The organism is Actinokineospora alba (genome assembly GCF_004362515.1).
GTDB classification, from domain to species: Bacteria; Actinomycetota; Actinomycetes; order Mycobacteriales; family Pseudonocardiaceae; genus Actinokineospora; species Actinokineospora alba.
The window spans coordinates 2,322,097-2,345,475 of sequence record NZ_SNXU01000001.1 but is presented as its reverse complement, the minus strand read 5'-3'; the positions used below and the strand labels follow the sequence as shown (position 1 = coordinate 2,345,475).

Sequence of the window (23,379 nt, the reverse complement as noted above, 5' to 3'; positions counted from 1 at the left end):
GATGCCCGACCAGGCCCCCCGGTCCTGGTCGGGCATCGCAAACACTTAGTCGATCTCCACCGAGAGATCCCGAAGCGACATCAAGAAATCCCGAGCGTCAAAGGCAGAACCGGCCGAGATGACTCCCGCCGGAAACTGTCCGCTGAGGACACGTTCAGTGGCCTCCACGACCAGCGGCGCGGAGATCGCATAGATATCCTGCCCGCAGGCAACCGCCCGACGCCGCTCATCCCCCTGCCGCACAACCACTTCGACCACGAACGTCTGGTCGGAGCGCCCCCGGTCGTCAACAGCCGACGGAGCCGTGGCCTCAGCGTCGAACAAGTCCGCCAATGGCGCAACGGTCATGTACGTGTGAATCTCCGAAGCCTTGAGATGCGTCGGAATGGTGACACTGTCCGCCATCGTGAACTCGGCCTGAACAGCCTGCGTCCCGACCGGAGCGGGGAACGCCCACTCCGTGACCGGAGCGCTGTCGGTGCGAAGTTCCAGCCGCTGGTTCCGGTAGACCAGCCGCCCACCATCACGCCGCCCCTTGGAAACCCGGCCCGAAGCGCGAGTGCCCTCGGTCGGCTTCCAGCTGCTCAGCGCGTAGGCGAGGTGGATCTCGTCGGCCACGTCCGACCCACCCATCGCGGCGGTGGCCAGCAGATCACCCAACCCGCCATAGAAGGCCATCGCCGGGACGACCGTGACACCGGCGGCACGGGCCTTGTCGTCGTAGCGGAAGGTGTCGGCGACAGCTTCGACCTCGGCGGCGACATCCAGATACGGGATTCCCGCGCGCAGAGCGGCCTCGATGACCGGCCCCGCCGTGGCGGCGAACGGCCCGGCGGCATTGATGACGACCGCGGCCCCGGCCAGGGCGGCGTCCAGCGAACCCGGGTCGTCCACCGACGCCGGTCGCACCTCCTCCCCCGGGAACGCGGCCTGAAGCTTGGCGGCGTCCCGGCCCGCGAGGATCGGCGTCATCCCGCGATCCCGCAGCTCGGCGACGACGAACTGGCCGGTGTGTCCATATGCGCCGTAGACGACGACTGCTCCCTGTGATGTCACTTGTTCATCATCATCACCGCGAGCGTCGTGGACGAGTGGCAGGAACGCCACGACCCGTACACTTTCGGACATGACCTCCGTGGCCCTGGCGATACCCGAGGGCACTTCCCTGTTCGAGTTCGCCGCACCGCACGAGGTCTTCGGCGTCGACCGGCGCAACCTCGCCGACCCCTGGTACGACTTCAGCGTCTGCGGCTCCGACACCGCGCGGCTGCGCGGCTGGTTCCCCGACAACGCGATCCGCGGGCTCGACGGCCTCGCCGCCGCCGACACGGTGATCGTCCCGGCGAGCCGCGACCTCGACGAAGAGCCCGCACCCGACCTGGTGGACGCGGTGCGCGCGGCCTACGACGGTGGCGCCCGGGTGGTGTCGATCTGCACCGGCGCGTTCGTGCTCGCCGCCGCGGGCCTGCTCGACGGGCGGCGGGCCACCACGCACTGGCTGCACGCCGACGCCCTGGCCCGGCGCCACCCGCGCGTCCGGGTCGACCCGAGCGTGCTCTACATCGACGACGGCTCGATCCTCACCTCCGCGGGCAAGGCCGCCGGAATGGATCTCTGCCTGCACCTCGTGCGGACCGACCACGGCGCCGCGGTCGCCAACCGACTGGCCCGCGTCCTGGTCGTGGCCCCGCACCGCCCTGGCGGGCAGGCCCAGTTCATCACCGCCCCGATGCCCGAACGGCGCGAGCACGTCCTCGCCGACCTGCTCGCCTGGGTGGTCGGGCGGCTCGACCAGCCCCTCACGGTGGAGGAACTGGCCCGGCGGGCGAATGTGAGCTCGCGCACGCTCGCCCGCCAGTTCGCCGCCGTCACCGGCACGACCCCGCTGCGCTGGCTGCACGCCCAGCGGATCCAGCGGGCTCGGGAACTGCTCGAAACGACCGACGACTCCGTCGACCTGATCGCCGCCAACACCGGCATGGGCACGGCGACCACGATGCGCAGGCACTTCCACGCCACGGTCGGCGTCCCGCCGGACACGTACCGGCGAACCTTCCGCACCGAGCTCACCGAGCGTGCGTAGTCAGCTCACCACACACTGTCGACATGTACCGATTTGTCATCGTCCTCTAGCCGAGCGAGGGCGAGACAGGCAAGATACCGACAAAGTTACCGATAGGTAGCGGGCGAGGCCAGTGCCGGTGACCTCGACCTGCCTGCGGTTCTGTGCCCGGAGGAGTAGCAAATGCGCGAGTTCGCCGTCCCTGCCGTCGCAAAGCGAGATGAGGCCGGCGGCCTTGCCGACCTGGTCTACACCAACGCGAAGGAAGACCCGAACTACGTGGCGTTCCGCCGCCGCTCGGCCGCGGGCGACTGGACCGACGTCTCCGCCACCGCGTTCCTCGGCGAGGTCGTCGACGTGGCCAAGGGCCTCATCGCCTCCGGCGTCGGCGCTGGCGACCGGGTGGCCATCCTGGCCGCGACCCGCTACGAGTGGACCCTGCTCGACTTCGCGATCTGGGCCGCGGGCGCCGTCCCGGTGCCGATCTACGTGACCTCGTCCGCGGAGCAGATCCAGTGGATCATGTCCGACTCCGGCGCGGTCGCCGTGATCGTCGAGAACGCCGAGCACCAGTCCCGGGTCGACTCGATCCGCGACGCCCTGCCCGCGCTCAAGAACGTGTGGCAGATCGAGGACGGCGCGATCGACAAGATCGTCGCCGCGGGCTCCGACGTGGAGACCGCCGCCGTCGAGGAGCGCCGCTCGGGCGTGAAGTCCGAGGACGTCGCCACGATCATCTACACCTCGGGCACCACCGGCCAGCCCAAGGGCTGCGTGCTGACCCACGACAACTTCTTCGCCGAGTGCGCCGCGGCCACCGACGTCCTGGGCCCGCTGTTCCGCGGCCTGGGCAGCACCGAGGACGCCGCGACCCTGCTGTTCCTGCCGATCGCGCACGTGTTCGGCCGGATGGTGCAGGTCGGCTGTGTCTACGCCCGGGCGACGATGGGCCACGGCCCCGACGTCAAGAAGCTGCTCGACGACCTCGCGAGCTTCAACCCGACCTTCATCCTGTCCGTGCCGTACGTGCTGGAGAAGGTCTACAACGGCTCCCGGCAGAAGGCGCACGCGGCGGGCAAGGGCAAGATCTTCGACGCCGCCGCGGCCACCGCGATCGCGTTCAGCGAGGCCGAGGGCAAGGCCGGGCTCGGCCTGAAGATCAAGCACGCCATCTTCGACAAGCTGGTCTACAGCAAGCTTCGCGCCGCCCTGGGCGGCAAGGCGAAGTACGCCATCTCCGGCGGCGCCGCGCTCGGCCTGCGGCTCACCCACTTCTACCGCGGTGTCGGCCTGACCGTCCTGGAGGGCTACGGCCTCACCGAGACGACCGCCGCCTCCACGGTCAACGCGCCGACGAACTTCAAGGCGGGCACCGTCGGGCAGCCCATCCCGGGCACCGCGGTCAAGATCGCCGAGGACGGCGAGGTCCTGATCAAGGGCGGCGTGGTCTTCCAGGGCTACTGGAACAACGACGCGGCCACCGCCGAGGTCATCGACGCCGACGGCTGGTTCGCCTCCGGCGACCTCGGCTCGCTCGACGACGAGGGCTTCCTGTCGATCACCGGCCGGAAGAAGGAGATCCTGGTGACCAGCGGCGGCAAGAACGTCGCCCCCGCGGTCATCGAGGACCGGATCGCCTCGCACCCGCTGGTCGCGCAGGCCATGGTCGTCGGCGACGGGCAGAAGTACATCGCCGCGCTGATCACCGTCGACCCGGACTACTTCACCTACTGGAAGACCACCGTCGACAAGCCCGCGGAGGCGACGCTGGCCGACCTGGTCGACGACGCCGACCTGGTCGCCGAGATCCAGAAGGCCGTCGACGAGGGCAACCAGGCGGTGTCGAAGGCTGAGTCGGTGCGCAAGTTCCGCATCCTGGCCACCGAGTTCAGCCCGGAGACCGGCCACCTCACCCCGTCGCTCAAGCTCAAGCGCCGCGTGATCATGAAGGACTTCGGCGCGGAGGTCGACAGCCTCTATTCATAGGCCACCGCTCGGGTCAGGCTCCGAGGATCCACACGTACCCGAGAGGCTGTAATGGGACGGCATTCGTCGGCCAAGAGGGCGAAGGCGACCCGGTCACCAGTGGTGCTGCTGGCCGGGTTGCTGGTGCTCGCCATCGGCGGGTGGTTCGCGTTCGGCTTCATCTCCGACCGGATCGGCGGCCCCGACTGCGCGGAGACGGTGTCGCTGCAGGTCACGGCCGCGCCGGACGTGTCGGGCATCGTCGACCAGGCGGGCAAGCGAGCCGCTGAGGCGGACCCGGAAGCCTGTTTCCGGGTCGTGGTGACCAGCCGTGACTCGGCGGCCACCGCGGAGTCGCTGGCCCTGTCGGACGGCTCGGAGCTGCCCGACGCGTGGATCCCGGAGTCGACCCTGTGGCTGCAGCGCGCCCAGGACAAGGGCGCGTGGAACACCCCGGTGACCGGCACGTCGGTGGCGTCGTCGCCGGTCGTGCTGGCGCTGACCGAGGACACCGCGTCGACGCTGGGCTGGCCGGGCAAGCAGCCGACCTGGTCGGAGGTGCTCGGGAAGACCGACATCTCCGTGGGCCTGCCCGACCCGTCGCGCGATCCGGTCGGCGTGTCCACGCTGCACGGCGTGCGCGCGCTCACCGGCACGGCCGAGGACAAGGGTGCCGCGCTCACCGCGCTGCTGCGCAGGCTCTCGGTGAACACCCTGCCGCAGGCGTCGGACCTGTTCCTGCGGCTGCCCGGCGGGACCAGCGCCGCCGAGCCGCTGGGGGCGTTCCCCACGTCGGAGAACGCGCTGCTGCGGCACAACGTGAAGTCGTCGGAGAGCCAGTTGGTCGCGTCCTACGCCGACCCGGCCGTGCCGTCGTTGGACTTCCCGTACACGGTGCTGCCGAAGGCGAGCGGCGCCAAGCGCGACCTGGCCCAGAAGTTCCTCGACAAGCTGCTGGACCCCGCGGCGGTGACGTCGTTCGCCGACGCCGGTTTCCGCGCCCCGGACGGCAAGGCGCTGCGGGACCGGTCGCAGGACAAGCGCACGACGGCGGCGCCGATCGAGCACGTGCCGCTGCCCGCGTCGGCCGAAGTCGACCAGCTGCTCAACCAGTGGGCCGGGGTGAACCTGAACTCCCGCATGCAGGTGCTGCTCGACGTGTCGGGCTCGATGGCCGAACCGGTGCCCGGCACCGGACTCGACCGGATGGCCGTCACCCTGCGCGCGGCGGAACTCGGGATCGGCTTGTTCCGGCCGACGACGAGGTTCGGCATCTGGCTGTTCTCCACGAACCTCGACGGCGACAAGGACTACCGCGAACTCCTCCCGGTCGAGACGGTGACCGACCACAAGGCGAGCGGCGCGATCGCGAAGCTGCGCGACGTCAAGTCCATCCAGGGCGGCGCGACCGGCCTGTACGACAGCGTTCTCGCCGCGTACCAGTCGGGCCGGGCGAACTGGGAGCCCGGCCGGATCAACGTCGTGGTCGTGCTGACCGATGGCAAGAACGAGGACCCCGACGGCATCTCCCGCGAACAGCTGCTCGCCGAACTGGCCAAGCTGCAGGACCCGCGGCGTCCCCTGGTGGTCGTCGGCATCGGCATCGGCCCCGACATCGATGTCGCCGAACTCGACGCGATCTCCAAGGCCACCGGCGGCCAGGCGTTCACCACCCCCGACCCCACCAAGATCGGCGACATCTTCTACGCGGCGCTGAGCAAGCTCCTGTGCCAGCCACCGACGTGCAAGCCAGGATCGTGACCTCGCGGTGTTTGCTCTGAGCGGTCCGTTCGGGTGAACTAGGCGCGGGTCGGGGGGCTTGAACTGAGGGGGCGCTCGCCTTGACCACGCTCGAACACCGGACCGGCAGGCACAAGAACGTGCGTGAGCGGTCCCTGACCATCCCGCTGCCGTCCCGGCTCGGGCTCGCGGCCATGGTCATCGCGGGGGTGCCGTTCGGGATCCACCTGTGGTTCCTCGCGGGCGGGTTCTTCGTGCACGACGACTTCCTGATCACTTACCTGGCCGCGCAAGGCAGTCCGCTCGACGTCGGTTACCTCTTCCAGAACTACAACGGCCACATCGCACCCGGCCTGTTCCTCACCGCCTGGATCGTCACCGCGGTGGCGCCGTTGAACTTCGCCGTCGCGATGGCTCCGCTGGTGGTGGCGCACCTGGCCGCGCTCGTCGTGTTCTGGCGGCTGCTGGTGCGCTGCTTCGGCCCGCGCGCGGCGCTCCTGCTGCCGTTCGGCGTGGTCGCGGCCTCCCCGGTGATCCTGGCCTCGACCATGTGGTGGGCGTACGCCATGCAGCTGCTTCCGCTGCTGCTGGCCATGTTCTCCGCGCTGTACTGCCATGTCGGCTATCTGCGCACCGGACGCCGCCGCGACGCCATCCTGACTCTGGTGTGGACGGTCGTGGGCATGGCGTTCTTCGAGAAGGCCGCACTGTTCGTCGGCCTGCTCTTCGGCGTCACGGTCCTGCTCGGTCCCGGGATCGCCCGCGCCTGGCTCGCGCACCGCAAGCTGTGGCTCGTCCACCTCGGTCTGCTCGCGGTCTACGCCGTCGTCTACTTCGGACTCGCCACGGCGCCCGTGCACGAGACCGAGATCAGCGGCGCGCAGGTGGTGGAGCTGACCCGGCTGATGGTGGTCGACACCCTGTTCACCCCGACACTGGGCTTCCCGGTGGCGGGCTCCGTTTTCGAGGGCTCGCCCGCGCTGGCCGAGCCGGTGGCCGCGCTGAAGCTCCTCGGCGGTCTCGCCGCGCTCGCCCTCGTCGTCGGCGGGCTGCTCGTCGGCCGGGGTCGCGCAGGCTGGGCCTGGACCCTGCTGGCCGGGTACCTGGCCGTCGACGTCGTCCTGGTGGCGCTGGCCCGGATGCCGCTGATCGGGCCGATGATCGGCCTGGACATCCGCTACATCGCCGACGCCGTCCCGGTTCTCGCGCTGTGCGCGGCCTTCGCCTACCTGACGCCCCTGGGCGCGGACGGCACGCGGCCCGCCCGGATCCCCGGCCGCTCCCTGCGCGTCGGGCTGGTGGCGTTGACCGCCGTCGTGCTCGCCGGGGCCACCGTGAGCACCGTGCGGCTCTCCCCCAACCTTCAGTTCGCCGCTTCACGCACCTACGTCGAGACGGCGGGCGCGGCCCTTCGGCAGCAGCCCGGCATGGTCGTCTATGACTCGATCGTGCCGAGCAACGTGATGATCCACTGGTTCGGCGACCAGGGCCGCACCTCACGGGTGCTCGGCCTGCTGCCGGACGCGCCCCGGTTCGACGAGCCGACCGCGGCCATCTTCATGCTCGACGGCCAGGGCAGGCCGCAGGAGGTCAAGGGCGTCGTCAACGCCGTCGTGGGCAAGCCCGGCCCGGTGCCCGAGTGCGGCTACCCGGTCACCGACCAGACCACGCTTGTCCCGCTGTCCGGTCCGGTGAAGGGCAAACGGCTCATCCGACTGGAGTACTTCACCTCCGCCGCCGGGCCGGTGACGATCAACGCGGGCCAGACGTCATTCACCCTTCCGCTACAGGAGGGTGTGCATTTGTTGCAATTGGTCACCGACGCCGAATTCGACCGGATCGATCTCCGCCGGGCACCGGGGGCGACCACAGCCTGCCTGGTCGGGGTCATCATCGGGGAACCGCTTGTATAGTCGCGTTGTCCCGGCGAACAATGCACCTTGTTCCCACCGACAATCAAATTTGGCGACCCCTGGATAATTCCATCCACTGACACATTCGCTTCATTGCGAATCGAATAGCGGGTATCTTCGGCACGAAAGCGTCGGAGGAGGATCGAGGATGGGGCGACACTCGCCGGGCGGTGGCCGGGCGGCGACGCACCGGTCCTCCGTCGTGGCGCTCAGCCTCCTTCTCGTCGCCGCCCTGGTGGGCTGGCTCAGCTTCGACTTCCTCCGCGACACCCTCGGCGCCTCGGACTGCGAGCGGGTCACGTCGCTGACCGTCGCCGCGTCGCCGGACATCGCCCCGGTGATCACCCAGGTCGGCCGCGACATCCTCGAAGCGGGCGACGACTGCTACGACGTGCGGGTCACCAGCCGGGAGTCCTCGGGCGTCGCGGAGTCGCTCGCGGTGTCCGACGGTTCCGAGCCGCCCGACGTCTGGATCCCCGAGTCGACGCTGTGGCTGCGCCGCGCGCAGTCCAACGGCGCCTGGCAGACCCCCATCGAGGGCACGCGCATCGCCTCCTCGCCGGTGGTCCTCGCCGTCACCGACGACTTGGCGGGCCAGTTCGGCTGGCCCACCACCCGCCCGACGTGGGCCGACCTGATCGCCGACACCAAGGTCCTGGAAACGCTCGGCTTCCCCGACCCGGCGCGCGATCCGATCGGCTCGGCGACCCTGTTCCGGCTCGCCGAGCCCAAGGGCAACGACGCCGCGGGGACGACCTCACTGCTGCGCAAGCTCTCCGCCAACACTGTGGCCACGTCGACGGACCTGTTCGCCCGCCTGCCCGGCACGACCAGCCCGCACCCGCCGCTCTCGGCGTTCCCGAGTTCGGAGACCGCGGTGCTGCGGCACAACGTGAAGCAGACCTCGACCAAGCTCGTCGCCAGCTACGCCGACCCGGCCCCGCCGTCGCTGGACTATCCCTTCGTCGTGCTGCCCGCGACGACCGGCGAGAAGCGCACGGTGGCCGAACGGTTCCTGTCCAGGATGCTCGGCTCGCAGGCGCGCGACCTGCTCGGCGCGGCGGGCTTCCGCGGCCCCGCGGGCGACGTGCTGCGTGACCGGTCGCAGGACAAGCGCGTCACCGCCGACCCGGCGCCCCCGGTCCCGCTGCCCGAGGCCGACGAGGTCGACCGGGTCCTCAACGAGTGGGCCGGGGTGAACCTCAGCGCCCGCATCCAGGTCCTGCTCGACGTGTCCGGGTCGATGGCCGAGCAGGTGCCGGGCACCGGGCGGACCCGGATGGCGGTCACCCTGGACGCGGCCGAGCTGGGCATCCGCCTGTTCAAGGGCACCACCAAGATCGGCCTCTGGGTGTTCTCCACCAACCTCGACGGCGACAAGGACTACCGGGAGCTGCTGCCGGTCCGCCCGGTCAGCGACCACCTCGCGGCGAACGCGATCCCCACCGTGCGGAGCATCGAAAACCAGACCAAGGGCGCGACCGGGCTCTACGACAGCACCCTCGCCGCGTACAAGTCGGCCCGGCAGAACTGGGAGCCCGGGCGGATCAACCTCGTCGTCGTCATGACCGACGGCAAGAACGAGGACCGCGACGGCATCAGCCGCGAGCAGCTGCTCGCGGAGCTCGCCGGCTTGGTCGACCCGAAGCGGCCCATCGCGGTCATCGGCATCGGCATCGGCCCCGACATCGACATCGGCGAGCTGCAGGCCATCAGCGCCGCCACCGACGGCCAGGCCTTCTCCACCCCGGACCCCTCCAAGATCGCGGAGATCTTCTACGCCGCGCTGAGCAAGCTCCTGTGCCAACCGCCCGCGTGCAAGCCCACGCCCGGAAGCTGAGGGACGGACATTGAGTTTCGAAGAGGTCAAACGCGACTGGACCGAGTTGGGCGCGCAGGACCCGCTGTGGGCGGTGCACGTCGCCACCGACAAGCGCGGCGGCCGCTGGGAGGTCGACGACTTCCTGGAACTGGGCAGACGCGACGTCGCCCGGGCCCGCGACTGGCTGCACGGGCTGGGCCTGCCGACCAAGTGGTCGCGGGTGCTCGACTTCGGCTGCGGCGCGGGCAGGCTCTCGCAGGCACTGGCCGAGTACGCCGACGAGGTGGTCGGCGTGGACGTGTCGGTGCCGATGCTGGAGACCGCCCGCGCGCTCGACCGTTCCGACGGCAAGTGCCAGTTCGTCCTCAACGAGGTGCCCGACCTGCACGTGTTCACCAGCAACAGCTTCGACCTGGTGTACTCGGAGCTGGTCCTGCAGCACCTGCCCGCCAAGGTCATCGCCGACTACCTGGGCGAGTTCGTCCGGGTGCTGCGGCCGGGCGCGGTGGCCGTGCTGCAGTGCACGACCCGTCCGCTGTGGACACTCAAGGGCACGATCTGGCGGCTCGCGCCGTACCGGATGGTCCGGCTCGGCCAGAAGCTCGTGCTGCGCTACCCCGCGCCGATGCGGATGACCGCGCTGCCGCCCGCCAAGGTCGCGGCCGTGGTGTCAATGCACGGCGCGGAGGTCGTCGCCGCGATCACCACCGATGAGCCGGAGACCCACTGGCAGTCCAGCCGCTACGTAATCCGCAAGCTGGGGCGGCACGACTGAGCACTGAGCAGGCGGTTCGGCCTAACATCCCTCCGATGAGCACGCGGGAAACGACCGACGGTCGGCCGGCGCGGATCCGCGCGTGGCTGGCCGGTCTGCCGCGCAGCCTCACCGCGTGGGTGATGGCCGCCCTGATGCTGCTGTCCTTCCTGCAGCGGCCCGGCCGGAGCACGTTCGACACCAAGCTCGACCTCGCCGTCGACCCGATCGCGTTCCTCGGCCGGGCGCTGCACCTGTGGAACCCGGCCGCGACCGGCGGCGAACTGCAGAACCAGGCCTACGGCTACCTGTTCCCGATGGGCCCGTTCTTCGCGCTGGGCCAGGCCGTCGGGCTGCCGCCGTGGGTCGTGCAGCGGCTGTGGTGCGGTTTGCTGCTGTGCCTGGCTTTCGGCGGTGTCCTCGCCGTGGCCCGTGCCCTGCGCATCGGCACCGAGCCCGCGCGGTACCTCGGCGCGCTGGCCTACGCGCTGGCGCCGCGGATGCTCACCGAGATCGGTCCGCTGTCGGCGGAGATGCTCGCCGCGGTCATGCTGCCGTGGGTGCTGCTGCCGCTGATCCGGGTCGAGCGGATCGGCTCGCCCCGGCGCGCCGCCGGGCTCTCGGCGCTGGCGATCGTCTGCATGGGCGGGGTCAACGGCGCGGTCGTGGTCCTCGCCCTGGTGCTGCCCGGGCTGTGGCTGCTGACCCGGCAGTGGACCCGCGAGCACGTGCGGCTGGTGCTGTGGTGGTTCGGCTGCGTCGTCCTGGCGGTCCTGTGGTGGTTCCTGCCGCTGGCCCTGCTCGGCGAGTACAGCCTCCCGTTCGTCGACTACGTCGAGTCGGCGACCAACACGACCACGCCGACCTCGCTGTTCCAGGTGCTGCGCGGGACGAACCAGTGGGTCGCCTACGTCGTGCAGGGCACGCCGTGGTGGCCGTCGGGGTTCATGCTGATCGACAACCCGATCCTGATGCTGGCCACCGGTGTGGTCGCCGCGATCGGGCTGCTCGGGCTGGTCCGGTCGCGGCTGCCGGAGCGGCTGTTCCTCACCCTCGGCGTCGTCGCCGGCGTCACCTTCCTGACCATCGGCTACGTCGGCACCCTCGACAGCCCGTTCTCCGAGTCGGTCCGGGCCCTGCTCGACGGCCCGCTCGCGCCGCTGCGCAACGTGCACAAGTTCGAACCCGGTCTGCGGCTGCCGCTGGTGCTCGGCTTCATGCACGCGATCTCCGGGCGGCTGCCCGGCCTGGCCCGCAAGGCATCCGGGCTGTGGGCGACCCGCGCGCGGCTCGCCGTGGGGTTCCTGCTGGTCCTGATCACCGCGGCCCCCGCGTGGCTGTTCACCCTGCGGCCCGGTCCGGGCTGGGACGAGGTGCCGGACTACTGGCGCACGGCGATGACCTGGCTCGCCGAGGAGGACAAGGACGCGCGGACGCTGCTCATTCCGGGCACCGGGTTCGGCGAGTACACCTGGGGCCGGACGATCGACGAGCCCGCGCAGTCGCTGGCCCGATCGCCGTGGGCGCTGCGCAGCCAGATCCCGCTCGGCTCCGAGGGCAACACCCGGCTGATGGACGCCGTGGAGGACGCCCTGGCCGACGGCCGCGGCGCGCCGGGGCTGGCCGACTTCCTGGCCCGGTCCGGCCACCGGTTCCTGTTGCTGCGCAACGACATCGACCGGGACGCCACGGGCGCGCCGCCGCTGTCGATGCTGCGTTCGGCGCTGCGCGGCTCACCGGGGATCGAGAAGGTCGCCGGGTTCGGCCCGGAGGTGCGCGCGGGCGCGGGCGGCATCGACGAGCACGCACCCGCGGCGCGGGCCATCGAGGTCTACGAGGTCAAGCGGGCCGTGCCGCTCGCGGTCGCCGTGCCCAGCGACCAGGTCGCCACGGTCAGCGGCGGCCCCGAGTCATTGCTGCCGCTGCTCGACGCAGGCCTGCTCGACCCGACCCGGCCGACGGTCATGGCGGGCGACGGCGGCGCGCCCGACGCGCGGGACTGGCTGGTCACCGACGGCCTGCGCTACCGCGAGCGCAATGTCGGCCGGGTGCGCGACAACCTGAGCCAGACACTGACCGAGGACGAGAAGGCCCGACAGGTGCGGCCCGCGATCGACGTGGTGCCGTTCGAGGGCATCGAGCACCGGACCCTGGCCACCTACCGCGGGATTCGCGGCGTCACGGCGTCCTCGGCGGCCAGCTTCGCCGACGCGGTCCGCGGGTCCGACCCGTCGTCGATGCCGTTCGCCGCGATCGACGGCGACCCGTACACCGCCTGGCAGTCCTCCAGCCTGCGTGGCCCCACGGGCCAGTGGCTGGAGGTCGAACTCGACACCCCGCGCATGGTCGACCGGATCGAGCTGCGCGTCGTCGACGACTCCCGCCTGGGCTGGCCGGTCACCCGGGTCCAGATCACCACCGACAAGGGGTCGGTGACCCGCGACGTCGAACGCGGTCAGGACGCGCAGCTGTTCACCGTCGCCCCTGGGCTCACCAGCACCGTGCGCGTCACCATCCTGGGCGTCGCGGCGGACCGGACCACCGGCAACGTCGGCATCGCCGAGATCGGCATTCCCGGCGTCGAAGCCCAACGCGCCCTGCGGGTCCCGGCGGACGTCGCACCGAAGGCCGACCAGCGCACCGCTTTCGCGTTCACCCGAGGCGCGTTGCCCAGCTACTCGTGCGTGCGCGAGGAGGCCAAGACCCGCTGCGACTCCGGCCTGACCCGGTTCGGCGAGGAGCCGGACGGCGTGCACCGGCTGTTCCGCACGTCGACCGACGCCACCTACACCGTCTCCGGCCGGGTCCTGCCCGCCGCGGGCGCCCGGGCCCCGATCCAGGTCCCCGGCCTGGACGTGTCCGCGTCCACCCAGCTCGCGGGCGACCCGGCGGCGGGCCCCTTGGCCGCCATCGACGACGACCCCGCGACGACGTGGATCGCCGACTACACCGACCTGAACCCGGTCCTGCGGCTGAAGTGGGACAAGCAGACCGCCATCACCGGCCTGACCCTGAGCACCCACCCCGACTCCGGCGCCACCCCACCGTCCGAAGTGGAGATCCAGAGCGCCGCCGGGACCGTGCGGCTGCCGGTGTTCACCGACGGCACCGTGGACTTTCACGGCACCACGGACCGGGTGAACATCAAGATCACCCGCGGCCGCGAGGAGGGACGGGCCAAGCCCACCGGCATCAGCACCGTCACCCTGGCGGGCGCGAACCTGCCGAGGATCGGCGCCGACACGCCCTTCACGATTCCCTGCGGGTCGGGCCCGAGCCTGCGGATCGACCAGTTCGACTACGCCACAACGGTTTCCGGCACCCTCGACGACCTCAACAACCACCGCGCCCTCCCCCTGGGCACGTGTGCCGACCTGGCGGGCGGCGTCGACCTGCGCGCGGACGAACACGAGGTGCGCACCGACCGGTCGGACAGCTTCCTCGTCCAAGACCTGTGGCTGACCCCGGTGGGGATGTCGTCACCGCCGCCCAGTGCGCGTGCGGTGGAGATCAAGTCCTGGGAAGCGGCCTCCCGCTCGCTGACCGTCGCCGCGGGCCCGAAGGCCGTGCTCGCGGTTCCGGAGAACGCCAACGACGGCTGGAAAGCCACAGTGGACGGACAGCCACTCCCCCGGACCAGGGTCGACGGCTGGCAGCAGGCGTGGGTCCTGCCCGAGGGCGGCCCGGTGACGGTGAACCTGACCTTCGCCCCCGACACCTCCTACCGCCTGCGCCTCCTGATCGGCCTGGTCGCCGTGCTGGGCTTGATCGCCCTGGTCCTGCTCCCGTCCCGACGCCGCACGGAGCTGTCGTCGGCGCCCGCGGGCGAACGCTGGGTTCCGGTCGCCCTGATCGCCCTGCTGGCGACGATGGGCGGCATGCTCGCGGTGGTCCTGCTGATCGCCTGCCTGCTGCTGCGAAGCCTGTTCCCCACCTACCGGCGCGCGATCTCGATGGCGTTGGCGGCGGCGGGGATGACGGTGGCCACGGTCACCGCGGTCCTCGGCAGACTGCTCGACCACGGCCAGGAATGGGCCTACGGCGCCACAGCCCAGGGCGCCATCCTCGTCGCGATCGCCGCGGTCGTGGCGGCCAGAATCCCTTACTTCGACAAGGATCCCGACGCCCCGCCCAAGCACGCGTCCCCCACCGCACCGGAGCCTGCCCCCGACCAGCCCTAACCCCAACGCTCGCGAGTCGCCCCGCCAGGCAAACGAGTCGCCCGCTCCGGCAAGCGAGTTCGACATTCACGAGCTCGAATGTCGAACTCGGCGGGAGTGCGGTTCGACGGCCGCACCCGCCACCGCGCGGCTCCAATCGCCATCTTGGGCAAGGCCCACGATTGCGAATCAAGCCACCGCGACCGGAACGCGCCGGGAGCGCAACTCCACCACAGCGCCCGCCACGGCCAGTGCCCCGGTCGCGATCACCGCCGCGGTCACCACGTTGGTCAAAGACCCGTTGAGCCAGACCAAAACCAACCCGATCTCCACCAGGACAGCCACCCACGTCAACACGGTGGACCGCCGGTCAGCGCTCGCGATTCTTGAGAACAACAGGATCTGCACCAGCGACAACAAGGACCCCACCAGCGCGAACTCCCACAGCGGCACCACACTGGAGGCGTACTTCGCCCCACCGATCAGCCGCACGCCAAGCTCGCCGAACAACGCGGAACCGCCCACCACGATCACGTTGAGCACCGCGCACAGCCCCAGTGCCAGCGGAATCACCCGCCGTCTGCCCTCATCGCTGGCCAACTTGGGCAGCACGACGATCGCGATGGCGTAGGGCAGCCAGTAGGCGATCTTCGTGAGCACCGCCCCCACCGCGTACGCGCCCGCCACGTCCTCGGGCAGCGTGTGCCGAGCCAACACCAGGTCGAGATTCACCAGCAGCACCAACGCGAGCAACGCCTGCGCCGCGTGCAGCACGTCGCGCACATGGGCGATGTCGAGCCGGGTGGGTCGGGGCTTTCCACAGATCAGCCAGCCGACGAACGCCACCACCACCGCGCCCGCCGCCGCCCCCGCCAGTGCGCCCGTGGGCGTTCGCGTGATCATCAGACCCACCAGCGTGCCACCGATCCGGCCCGCGCCCTCGGTCACCACCAGCCGCGACATCGTGCCGAAGCGTTGGGCGCCTTGGAGAGTGCCGTACCAGAGACCGTTGAGCGTGATGGGTCCGAGCGCCAGCGCGAGGAACAGCATCGCGCCGGGGCCGTCGAGGTGCAGCAGCCAGACGAACAGCGGCGTGCTCAGCAAGGCGACGACCATGATCGACACACTCGTGCCGAATCCCAGCGCCGTCAGCGGACCCGGCGGCCCGGGCGACGTGTCACCGGCCACCCGCAGCGCCACGACAGTCTGCAGGCCCAAGGCCGGGACCGCGCCGATGACCAGGACCGCGAGCAGGGAGCCGAGTTCACCGAACGCCGCGGGAACGAGCAGCCGCGCCGCCACGAGGGTGAGCAGGTAGCTGGCGACGTTGTTGACCCCGAGCGCACCCGCGACCAGCACGGCGTCGAATCTGCCGCGCCCGAGGGCGGGCGTAGCCTCACTCGAACCGTTGACCGTCAAGGGCGCGCCCTTCTGGTTACCTGCCGGTAATTTAGGAGACTCTAGCGGCCGAAACCCTTGGAGAACAGGCGTGACCGATCCAGGTCTGAACGGTCCAACGTGGCTGCGCCGGTCGGCCCTACCGACGGTGAGCGCGCTGTTATCGCTGGTCATCGTCGGTCCGCTGCTCGGCGCCGGGTTCGTCCTGAACTACGACATGGTGTTCAGCCCGACCCAGCCGCTGGTGCCCGACAGCCTCGGCCTCGGCTCCGCCCCCGCCCGCTCGGTCCCCGCCGACGCGGTGATCGCGGCCCTCACCCACGTGCTCGCGGGCGACGTCGTCCAGAAGCTGATCCTGTTCCTCTCGTTCTTCCTCGGCCCCCTCGGCGCGGGCAGGCTGGTGCCGACCGAGTCCACCGGCGTGCGGCTCGTCGCCGCCGTCGGCTACGGCTGGACCGCCTACCTCGCCGAGCGCCTGTTCATGGGCCACTGGCCGTACCTGCTGGCCTACGCCTGCCTGCCGTGGATCGCCGCGGCCGGGCTCGCGCTGCGCCGCGGCGAACCCAAGGCGTGGGTGCGGCTGGTCGCCTGGTCCGCGCCCGCCGTGTTGACCCCGTCGGGCGGACTTCTCGCCGCCGGAACGGCTTTCGCCGCCGCCGGGTGGCGCCGCGCCCTGCCGACGCTCGCCGCGGTCATCGTGCTGAACGCGCCGTGGTGGGTGCCGTCGATCCTGCGGCCCGGGGTGTCCTCACCGGACGCCGTGGCGCTGTTCGACGCGCGCGCGGAGAATTGGGGCGGCGCGGTCACCAGTGTGCTGGGGCTCGGCGGGTACTGGAACAGCGAGGTCGTCCCCGCGAGCCGGGCACTCCCGCTGGTCCCGATCCTCACCATCGCCGTGACTGTCATAGCTCTGCTCGGGTGCCGCGAGTTGGCCCGCCGCTGGGAACCCGCCGTCGCGATCCTCGGACTCGGCGCCCTCGGCGTGTTCCTCGCCGTGCTGGGCACGATCCCGGTCGGCGCCGAACTCCTGCGCTGGGCGGTCAGCGAGATCCCGGGCGCGGGACTCCTGCGGGACGCCCAGAAATGGGTGGCCTGGTGGGCTCTCCCGCTGGCCCTGGGGTTCGCGGTCGCCACCGAGCAGGCGGTGCGCCACCTGCCTCGCGGACGTCTCGCCGCGCTCGCCGCGGCCGCGCTGCTGCCGGTGATCTCCATGCCGGACCTGGCTTTCGCCGGTTTCGGTCGACTCGAGACAGTCCACTATCCGCAGGACTGGGCCGAAGTTCGCGGCATTCTGCTGACCGACGACCGGCCCGGGGACGTGCTGACGCTGCCGCTGTCGACCTTCCGGCGGTTCGGCTGGAACGACCACCGAACCCAACTCGACCCCGCACCAAGGATTCTGCCCAAGACGACAGTCATCGACGACACGGTCTACGTAGGCGGCCGTCCGGTGGCGGGTGAGGACACCAGGCTCCCGCCGATCCGCGAAACCCTTGCCGCGCACGGCGACCTCGGCGCGGTCGGCATCGGCTGGGTCCTGGTCGAACACGGCACGCCGGGCGTGGTCGACCCGGAAGTCCTTGAGCCACTGGCGGAGCAGTACCGCGGAGAGTGGTTGACCCTGTACCGGGTGCCCGGTCCGGTGGACACCGCTACGGCAGTCGGCCCAATGCGGTTTCCCGTGCTGCTGGCCGACTTCAGCGCGTTGCTGATCGTGACTCTGAGCTGGTTGTGGCTGGCGTTACCGACCGGTAGATTGAGCGGACTGACCCGGCGCGAGGAGTAATCAGGTGGGCAAGATCGTTGGAGCACTGGTGGCGGTAATGGTCGGTCTCGGCCTGGCCACCGGCGTCACGTTCGGGGTCACCAGCGCCGCGAGCCCCGACAGCGAGAGCAAGCTGGACCTGCGCGACCGGCCGAAGGGCAACGGGGACAACGGCGTCGTCAACTACGGCACCCCCTGACCGGTGGGCGCGGCCACGTCGGGCTTCGGTGATCCGACGGTCAGCTGGAGCATCCTGCTGCACGCCGACCTGGCTTCCCAGCCCGATCCGGCGGCGGTCCGGCGCGGCCTCGACGAGGTGGGCGCCCGCTTCCCCCACCTCGGCCCGACACCGGACGTGGCCGAGGCGGAGTCGCTCGACGACCTGCGCCACCAGTTCGCGGAAACCCCTTACGCGCCAGATGATTCCCTGGTCAGGGCCGCGGTAGGCCCACATGAGCTGCTCATCGCCGCCCATCACGGCGCGTGCGACGGGCTCGGCCTGCTCGCCCTGCTCGGCGCGGCTCTCGACATCCCGGTGACCTCCGGCGCGGTCGGTGTCGCCGACCGTCCCGCGGGCGAGTCCTTCCTCCGTTCAGCCGCCCGCCGCGTCACCGAGGCGCTGCTCCACCCACCCGCGAGGGTCGAGCCGAGCGTGCGCGGACAGGAGCCCGGTGAGCTGCTGTTGACCCGCCACGAACCGCGGATTCGGGCAGGCACAAGCAAACTCACCGCCGCCGCGGCCACCGCCGTGACGGCGTGGAACCAGCGCCACGACGCGGGCGCGGCCCGGCTCGTCGCCGCCGTCGGCGTCTCCCGGCGCGGCGGGAACGACATCGAGCCCCGCGACGAGAGCGCTTTCCTGCGCCTGCCACTGGAAACCACCGACCAGCGGCACATCAGTCAGGCGCTGGCCGAACAGGCGCCGGAGCCGCAATTTCCCGACTCTCCCGGATTGCTCACCACGCTGGGCACCCGGTTGCTCGCCAACCGTCTCGGATCGAGCTTCCTGGTGTCCAACCTGGGCGCCGTGTCCACTTCGGACGTCGTGCGCACACTGGCCTTCCACCCCGCGGCGAGCGGCCGCTCCGCGGTCGCGTTCGGCGCGGTCACCGTGGCGGACACGACGACGATCACCGTGCGCGTGCGTGCCCGCGACTTCGACACCGAGGCCGCGGGCACACTGCTGGCCGATCTGGTCACCGAACTGCGCGGAGACTGACGGTTTCTCGAACCGATTTTGGCTACTTCTCGGTATTTCCCGGTATCATCAAGCCTATTGTCGGTCCGCACCGAAGGACGTCGTTATCGATGACGAACACCCTCCCGTTCTCCGCGACGCTGGACCGGTCCGTGCGCCTGTTCAAGGCATTCCGAAATGAACAGACCGACCGCGACACCTTCTATCAGACGCTCGCCGAGGATTCCGCCCGCCAGGTGAACTCCTACGCCGATCTCGACGGCAGGATCATCCTCGACGTGGGCGGCGGGCCGGGCTACTTCTCCGACGCCTTCCGCGCCGCGGGCGCCCACTACCTGGGTCTCGACCCCGACGTCGGCGAACTTTCCGCACGTGGGCAGCATGGTGAGAACATGATCCGGGCCAGCGGCACCGAGTTGCCGGTGCGCACCGGGTCGGTCGACATCTGCTATTCGTCCAATGTCCTCGAACACGTCCCGACGCCGCACGTGATGCTCGACGAGATGGTCCGGGTGACCAAGCCCGGCGGCACGGTCTTCATGTCGTTCACCCCGTGGTATTCGCCATGGGGTGGCCATGAGACGTCGCCTTGGCATTTCCTCGGCGGACATTACGCGCGCCGCCGATTCACCGAGAAGAATGGCGAAGAGCCCAAGAACAAGTTCGGCGAGAGCCTGTTCGCATTCTCCATCGGCGCGGCGATCAAGTGGGCGAAGCAGTGCGAGGAGGCGACGCTGGTCCGGGCGTTCCCCCGCTACCACCCGTCGTGGGCGACGTGGATCGTGCGCGTGCCCGGCCTGCGTGAGGTCGCGTCCTGGAACCTGGTGCTCGTCCTGCGAAAGAACGGGGACGCCTGAGGGGCGTCCCCGTCCGTCCTTTTCAGACTCCCGCGCCGACGCCCTGCCGCCGGGTCGGCGGGTTGCCGAGCCCGCGAGCCGGTTGCGGGCCGCGGGCGAGCAACAGCATCGCCAGCGCGACCAGGATGAGCACGGCGCCGGAGATCCACAGGATCGTCGGCAGCGTCGTGATCGCGAACAGCTTGGACAGGTTCTTCTCTGCCTCCGCCGCGTTCTTGCTGACCGTCTCGTCGTTGAGCTGCAGCGTCCCGTTGAACACGTAGGTGCCTTCGCCCGCCTGCTGATCCGGCGTGCGCAGTTCCTGCTTGCCGTCCTGACGACCGGAGACGATCGCGCCGGTCGTCGGCTCGACCCACAGGGTGCGGCTGGCCTCGTAGTACAGGTCGACCTTCACCTTGGGCTCGCCGTCGCGGCCGATCAGGCTGCCGGGGACCTCGCGCTCGGAGATCTTCGTCGGCGGCACGCTCAGTGCGAACCGGTAGACCTCAAGGCCCTTGATCTGTTCGACGCCTTCGAACTTCGCGTCGACAGCCTCCTTGACCTCGGTGTCGTACCACTTGTACGTGCGCTGCTCGGTGCCGAACGGGAACTTGAAGTTCAGCCCCGGCTGCTGCAGGTCCCCGCGGCCCGCGGTGACGCGCTTGTCGAGTTCATCCTCGTAGTACTGGCCTTCGCACGGCACGACGGCTTCGCCGGTGTGCCGGTCCAGGCAGATCCGGCGCAGGCCCGCGGTGACCGTCAGCTTGCTCGCGTCGTCCTTGACGATGGACGACTCGACCCATGAGGTGACGTCGCCGTCGCGCGTGACCTCCGGCTGGCTGAGGTCGCCGGTGACCTTCGTGGTCGAGGTCAGGCTCAGGTTCTCGCGGATCTCAGGCTTCACGGACGAGCCGTTGGGCACGTAGATGAGCGCGGTGATGCCACTTCCCTGCGCGACGGATTTGGCGTCGATGTTGTGCGGAACCTTGGCCAGCCTGGGGTAGGCGTAGAGCTTCAGCAACAGGCCGGTGGCAACCGCGAACACCCCCAGACCGAGCAGGACGAAGGTGATGACGCGACGCAAAGGGTCCTCCTGTATTCCTGACCGTGAAACGGTCGACAACTATTTCTTACTCGGCGGTAATACCTGCGGAATGTACGTCGTGGAAGGCTGTTCGCGACACTGCTGAATGGCCGATCCGGCCAATCCGTTACGTTCCGGGCCTCATGTCGCACCTTCCCGCGGATTTCGCAGAGATCCGCCGAGCAGTCGCTCCGCGTCGGCCGCCGCCCGGACCGTCACACCAGCCCGACCAGCACGTTCGAGCTCGGCGAGCAGGTCGCCGCCATGGCATTGCTCGACCAATGTCCACTGGTCGACTCCGGCTGCCCCGGACCGCGTTCCGACCGAGGTCGGCTGATGCGGTTCGGTGTCGGCGGGAAATTCCGCGATGATCGCCTCAGGCATTCCCGGCTGCCATTCGCCGATCTTCAAACCGGCGCGCAATGCGGCCACGAGAGCGGTGAATCGCTCTCCGGTCGCGGCCCAGTCGAACCTGGTCGCCCAGTCCTGACACGCCTTGGCCACCGCCTCGGCGCGGGCCGGATCGGCGAGATCGGTGAGCACCCGGTCGACGGCTTGGGCGAGGTCCGCGCCGTTCGGGACGAGCCAGCCCGTGTCGCCGTGGCGCACCGAGTCGCGCAGCCCGTCGACGTCGCGGCAGAGCGTGGGCACGCCGTGCGCGGCCGCCTCGACCACCGCCAGTCCCCAGCCCTCGCCGTCCGACAGGGTGACGTTGAGCCAGGAACGGCCCAGCAGAGCCGATTTCGTGGCGCTGTCGACGTACCCGTGCACTTCGACGGCGCCGTCGAGGCGGGCGGCGAGCGCCCGCAGGGCCTGCTCTTCCGGCCCACCACCGACGATGTGCAGCTTCAGCGTCGGCCAGCGCTCGGCGAGCTCCTCGACTGTCCTGATGAGACGGTCGACGCGCTTGTGCGTCACCAGCCTGCCCAGACACACCAGCGTCGGTTCGGGTTCGCGCTCGACCCGTGACTTCGGCGCCTGGTCCATTCCGTTGGGCACCACGTACACCGGTCCGGTCCAGCCGAGCCGGGCGCGCATCGCGTGCACGGTCGACGGCGACACCGCGACCGTGACGGCGTCGCGGTAGACCCGGCGGGCGGCCGGACCTTCCAGCCACCGGCCGACCGCGGCCAGCCACGGCGGGAAGTGCACGGCGAACTGCGCGTCGTGGACGTGGTGCATCAGCAGCACGACCCGGGTGCGCCTTGGGAGAACCAGCGGGCTGAAGAACGGGATGCCGTTCTGGCAGTCGACCACCACGTCGACCCGCCTTCGGTTGCGCAGCAACCACAGCAGCGCCCACAGGTAGACCGTCCACTGCCCGCCGCGGCGCACTGTGGTGAGCGTGTCGGAGTGCTCGCCCGGGGTCTGCCCCTCGTCGCGGGCGGTCAGGAAGGTGACCGACGCGCCCGCGCGGGCCATCGCCTCGGCGACCCGCACGGCGTACTCCTCGGCCCCGCCCGCGAGACCGTGCCCGCGGTCGCGCCAGTTGACGACCACGACCCGCGCACCGCGCAAGGACTTGAGCGCGTCAGCCACCTAAGCGACCTCCGCGATCGCCGCGTCGGCGGTGATGACCCGGCGCACGGGAACGCGCGCCTCACGGTCGAGCAGCTCCCGGATCTCGCGCAGAGCGGCGAAACTGCGGTAGCCGTCGCGCATCGGGCTGAACGTCGAACCGGGAACGTCGGTCCAGCGGACCGGCAGCTCGGCGATCACCGCGCCGGAGCGCCGGGCCCGGGCGAGCAGCTCGACGTCGAACGCGAAACCGGTGGTGCGCAGCGGAAGGAAGATCCTTTCCGCGGTGTCCCGGTCGAAGAACTTGAAGCCGCACTGGGTGTCGCCGACGTTGGGCACCAGCGAGCCGACCGCGCGCCGGAACGCCCACGCGCCGACCTGCCGGACCATGCTGTGCCGGGCGCGGACGTCCGACATCGGGTGCGCACGCGACCCGACCACGACATTGACGCCCCCATAGAGACAGTCCAGCGTCGGCGTCAGCGCGTCCATGTTGGTGGCCAGGTCGGCGTCGCAGAACCCGACGAAGGCGCTGTCGGTCGCGAGCACGCCCGCGCGGACGGCGGCACCCTTGCCGCGCTCGGCGCAGTCGATGATCCGGATCGGCACCGGCCCGGCACGGTGAGCGCGCACGATCTCGGCGCTGCGATCGGTGCTGCCGTTGTCGACCACGACGATCTCGGTGCGACGGGAGAATCCGCGCAGCGCGTAGGCCAGGCCGACCAGGGTGGCGGGGAGACGCCGTTCCTCGTTGAGGACCGGCACGACGACTGAGAGCAGGGTCGTCATCGGGCATCCCCCGAGTTGGCCATGGAGCGCCTGGTTGAACCGGGAACGGCTCGCAAAGGTCCTCCTAGAGTGAGACCGGGGTCACATCCGCCGCGAAGTTACCCAACGGTAGTGCCGCACCCGCCAGGTCAATTTGGTGACGGGGGTCACAGTAGGAGTCGAAGGTTGATTCAGGTCAGTCGGATAAGGCCATTCAGTCCAATTCGGTTGGACTAAATGGCCTATATCTACAAACAAGACTGTTGCACGGAACAAGACGGCACAACGCGTTTCATCGCAAATCGTTGACCCGAGCACGGGTCGAGCCGACGGCGCGCGCGTACAGTGCGAATTCAGCGCATCGCGCAAAGTGATTTACCGACGAATGGTCTGGAC

The 23,379-nt window shown here is 70.3% G+C and carries 16 protein-coding genes; 11 read left to right on the top strand and 5 right to left on the bottom strand.

What is annotated here, in order from left to right:
• Positions 1–45 precede the first annotated feature (45 nt).
• Positions 46–1,098, bottom strand: a complete 1,053-nt coding sequence (locus tag C8E96_RS11245) for a saccharopine dehydrogenase family protein (protein ID WP_228770068.1) — start codon at positions 1,096–1,098, stop codon at positions 46–48.
• 28 nt (positions 1,099–1,126) lie between these two features.
• On the opposite strand from C8E96_RS11245, the gene C8E96_RS11240 reads away from it, so the two are divergent.
• The 7 genes from C8E96_RS11240 to C8E96_RS11210 all read left to right on the top strand — a co-directional run bounded on the left by C8E96_RS11240 (position 1,127) and on the right by C8E96_RS11210 (position 14,437).
• On the top strand, positions 1,127–2,083 hold the full coding sequence (locus C8E96_RS11240; RefSeq protein WP_091379030.1) for a helix-turn-helix domain-containing protein: 957 nt from the start codon (positions 1,127–1,129) through the stop codon (positions 2,081–2,083).
• A 162-nt stretch (positions 2,084–2,245) separates the two neighbouring features.
• Positions 2,246–4,048: an AMP-dependent synthetase/ligase gene (locus C8E96_RS11235; protein WP_091379033.1), complete on the top strand. Its 1,803-nt coding sequence runs from the start codon at positions 2,246–2,248 to the stop codon at positions 4,046–4,048.
• A 51-nt stretch (positions 4,049–4,099) separates the two neighbouring features.
• Positions 4,100–5,788, top strand: coding sequence for a substrate-binding and VWA domain-containing protein (locus C8E96_RS11230; protein ID WP_091379037.1), 1,689 nt, complete (start codon positions 4,100–4,102; stop codon positions 5,786–5,788).
• A gap of 80 nt (positions 5,789–5,868) precedes the next feature.
• Positions 5,869–7,680, top strand: a complete 1,812-nt coding sequence (locus C8E96_RS11225) for a glycosyltransferase family protein (protein ID WP_091379039.1) — start codon at positions 5,869–5,871, stop codon at positions 7,678–7,680.
• 148 nt (positions 7,681–7,828) lie between these two features.
• Entirely contained in the window at positions 7,829–9,520 is a 1,692-nt protein-coding gene (locus C8E96_RS11220) for a substrate-binding and VWA domain-containing protein (protein ID WP_091379043.1), read from the top strand.
• 10 nt (positions 9,521–9,530) lie between these two features.
• Complete coding sequence (locus C8E96_RS11215; RefSeq protein ID WP_091379047.1) at positions 9,531–10,277, top strand: class I SAM-dependent methyltransferase; 747 nt, start codon at positions 9,531–9,533, stop codon at positions 10,275–10,277.
• A gap of 35 nt (positions 10,278–10,312) precedes the next feature.
• Positions 10,313–14,437, top strand: coding sequence for an alpha-(1->3)-arabinofuranosyltransferase (locus C8E96_RS11210; RefSeq protein ID WP_091379050.1), 4,125 nt, complete (start codon positions 10,313–10,315; stop codon positions 14,435–14,437).
• A 168-nt stretch (positions 14,438–14,605) separates the two neighbouring features.
• Here the strand turns inward: C8E96_RS11210 and C8E96_RS11205 are convergent, their stop codons facing one another.
• Entirely contained in the window at positions 14,606–15,835 is a 1,230-nt protein-coding gene (locus C8E96_RS11205; protein WP_091379055.1) for a lipopolysaccharide biosynthesis protein, read from the bottom strand.
• 127 nt (positions 15,836–15,962) lie between these two features.
• On the opposite strand from C8E96_RS11205, the gene C8E96_RS11200 reads away from it, so the two are divergent.
• The 4 genes from C8E96_RS11200 (at position 15,963) to C8E96_RS11185 (ending at position 19,634) form a co-directional block, all read left to right on the top strand.
• On the top strand, positions 15,963–17,600 hold the full coding sequence (locus tag C8E96_RS11200; protein WP_228770053.1) for a hypothetical protein: 1,638 nt from the start codon (positions 15,963–15,965) through the stop codon (positions 17,598–17,600).
• Between the two features lie 4 nt (positions 17,601–17,604).
• Complete coding sequence (locus C8E96_RS11195) at positions 17,605–17,778, top strand: DUF2613 family protein (RefSeq protein ID WP_133794346.1); 174 nt, start codon at positions 17,605–17,607, stop codon at positions 17,776–17,778.
• Positions 17,779–17,781: 3 nt separating this feature from the next.
• Positions 17,782–18,798 (top strand): hypothetical protein, encoded by a 1,017-nt coding sequence (locus C8E96_RS11190; RefSeq protein WP_091379059.1) that lies wholly within the window; start codon positions 17,782–17,784, stop codon positions 18,796–18,798.
• A gap of 131 nt (positions 18,799–18,929) precedes the next feature.
• Positions 18,930–19,634: a class I SAM-dependent methyltransferase gene (locus C8E96_RS11185; RefSeq protein WP_091379507.1), complete on the top strand. Its 705-nt coding sequence runs from the start codon at positions 18,930–18,932 to the stop codon at positions 19,632–19,634.
• A gap of 22 nt (positions 19,635–19,656) precedes the next feature.
• Here the strand turns inward: C8E96_RS11185 and C8E96_RS11180 are convergent, their stop codons facing one another.
• The 3 genes from C8E96_RS11180 to C8E96_RS11170 form a co-directional block, all read right to left on the bottom strand.
• Entirely contained in the window at positions 19,657–20,697 is a 1,041-nt protein-coding gene (locus C8E96_RS11180) for a DUF3068 domain-containing protein (RefSeq protein WP_166657949.1), read from the bottom strand.
• Between the two features lie 141 nt (positions 20,698–20,838).
• Positions 20,839–22,236, bottom strand: coding sequence for a glycosyltransferase family 4 protein (locus C8E96_RS11175; protein WP_091379067.1), 1,398 nt, complete (start codon positions 22,234–22,236; stop codon positions 20,839–20,841).
• Entirely contained in the window at positions 22,237–23,004 is a 768-nt protein-coding gene (locus C8E96_RS11170) for a dolichyl-phosphate beta-glucosyltransferase (protein ID WP_091379071.1), read from the bottom strand.
• Positions 23,005–23,379: the final 375 nt, after the last annotated feature.

Coding starts and splice junctions, on each gene's coding strand:
- C8E96_RS11240 (WP_091379030.1), top strand. CDS start 1,127: ATGACCTCCGTGGCCCTGGCGATACCCGAGGGCACTTCCCTGTTCGAG.
- C8E96_RS11235 (WP_091379033.1), top strand. CDS start 2,246: ATGCGCGAGTTCGCCGTCCCTGCCGTCGCAAAGCGAGATGAGGCCGGC.
- C8E96_RS11230 (WP_091379037.1), top strand. CDS start 4,100: ATGGGACGGCATTCGTCGGCCAAGAGGGCGAAGGCGACCCGGTCACCA.
- C8E96_RS11220 (WP_091379043.1), top strand. CDS start 7,829: ATGGGGCGACACTCGCCGGGCGGTGGCCGGGCGGCGACGCACCGGTCC.
- C8E96_RS11210 (WP_091379050.1), top strand. CDS start 10,313: ATGAGCACGCGGGAAACGACCGACGGTCGGCCGGCGCGGATCCGCGCG.
- C8E96_RS11170 (WP_091379071.1), bottom strand. CDS start 23,004: ATGACGACCCTGCTCTCAGTCGTCGTGCCGGTCCTCAACGAGGAACGG.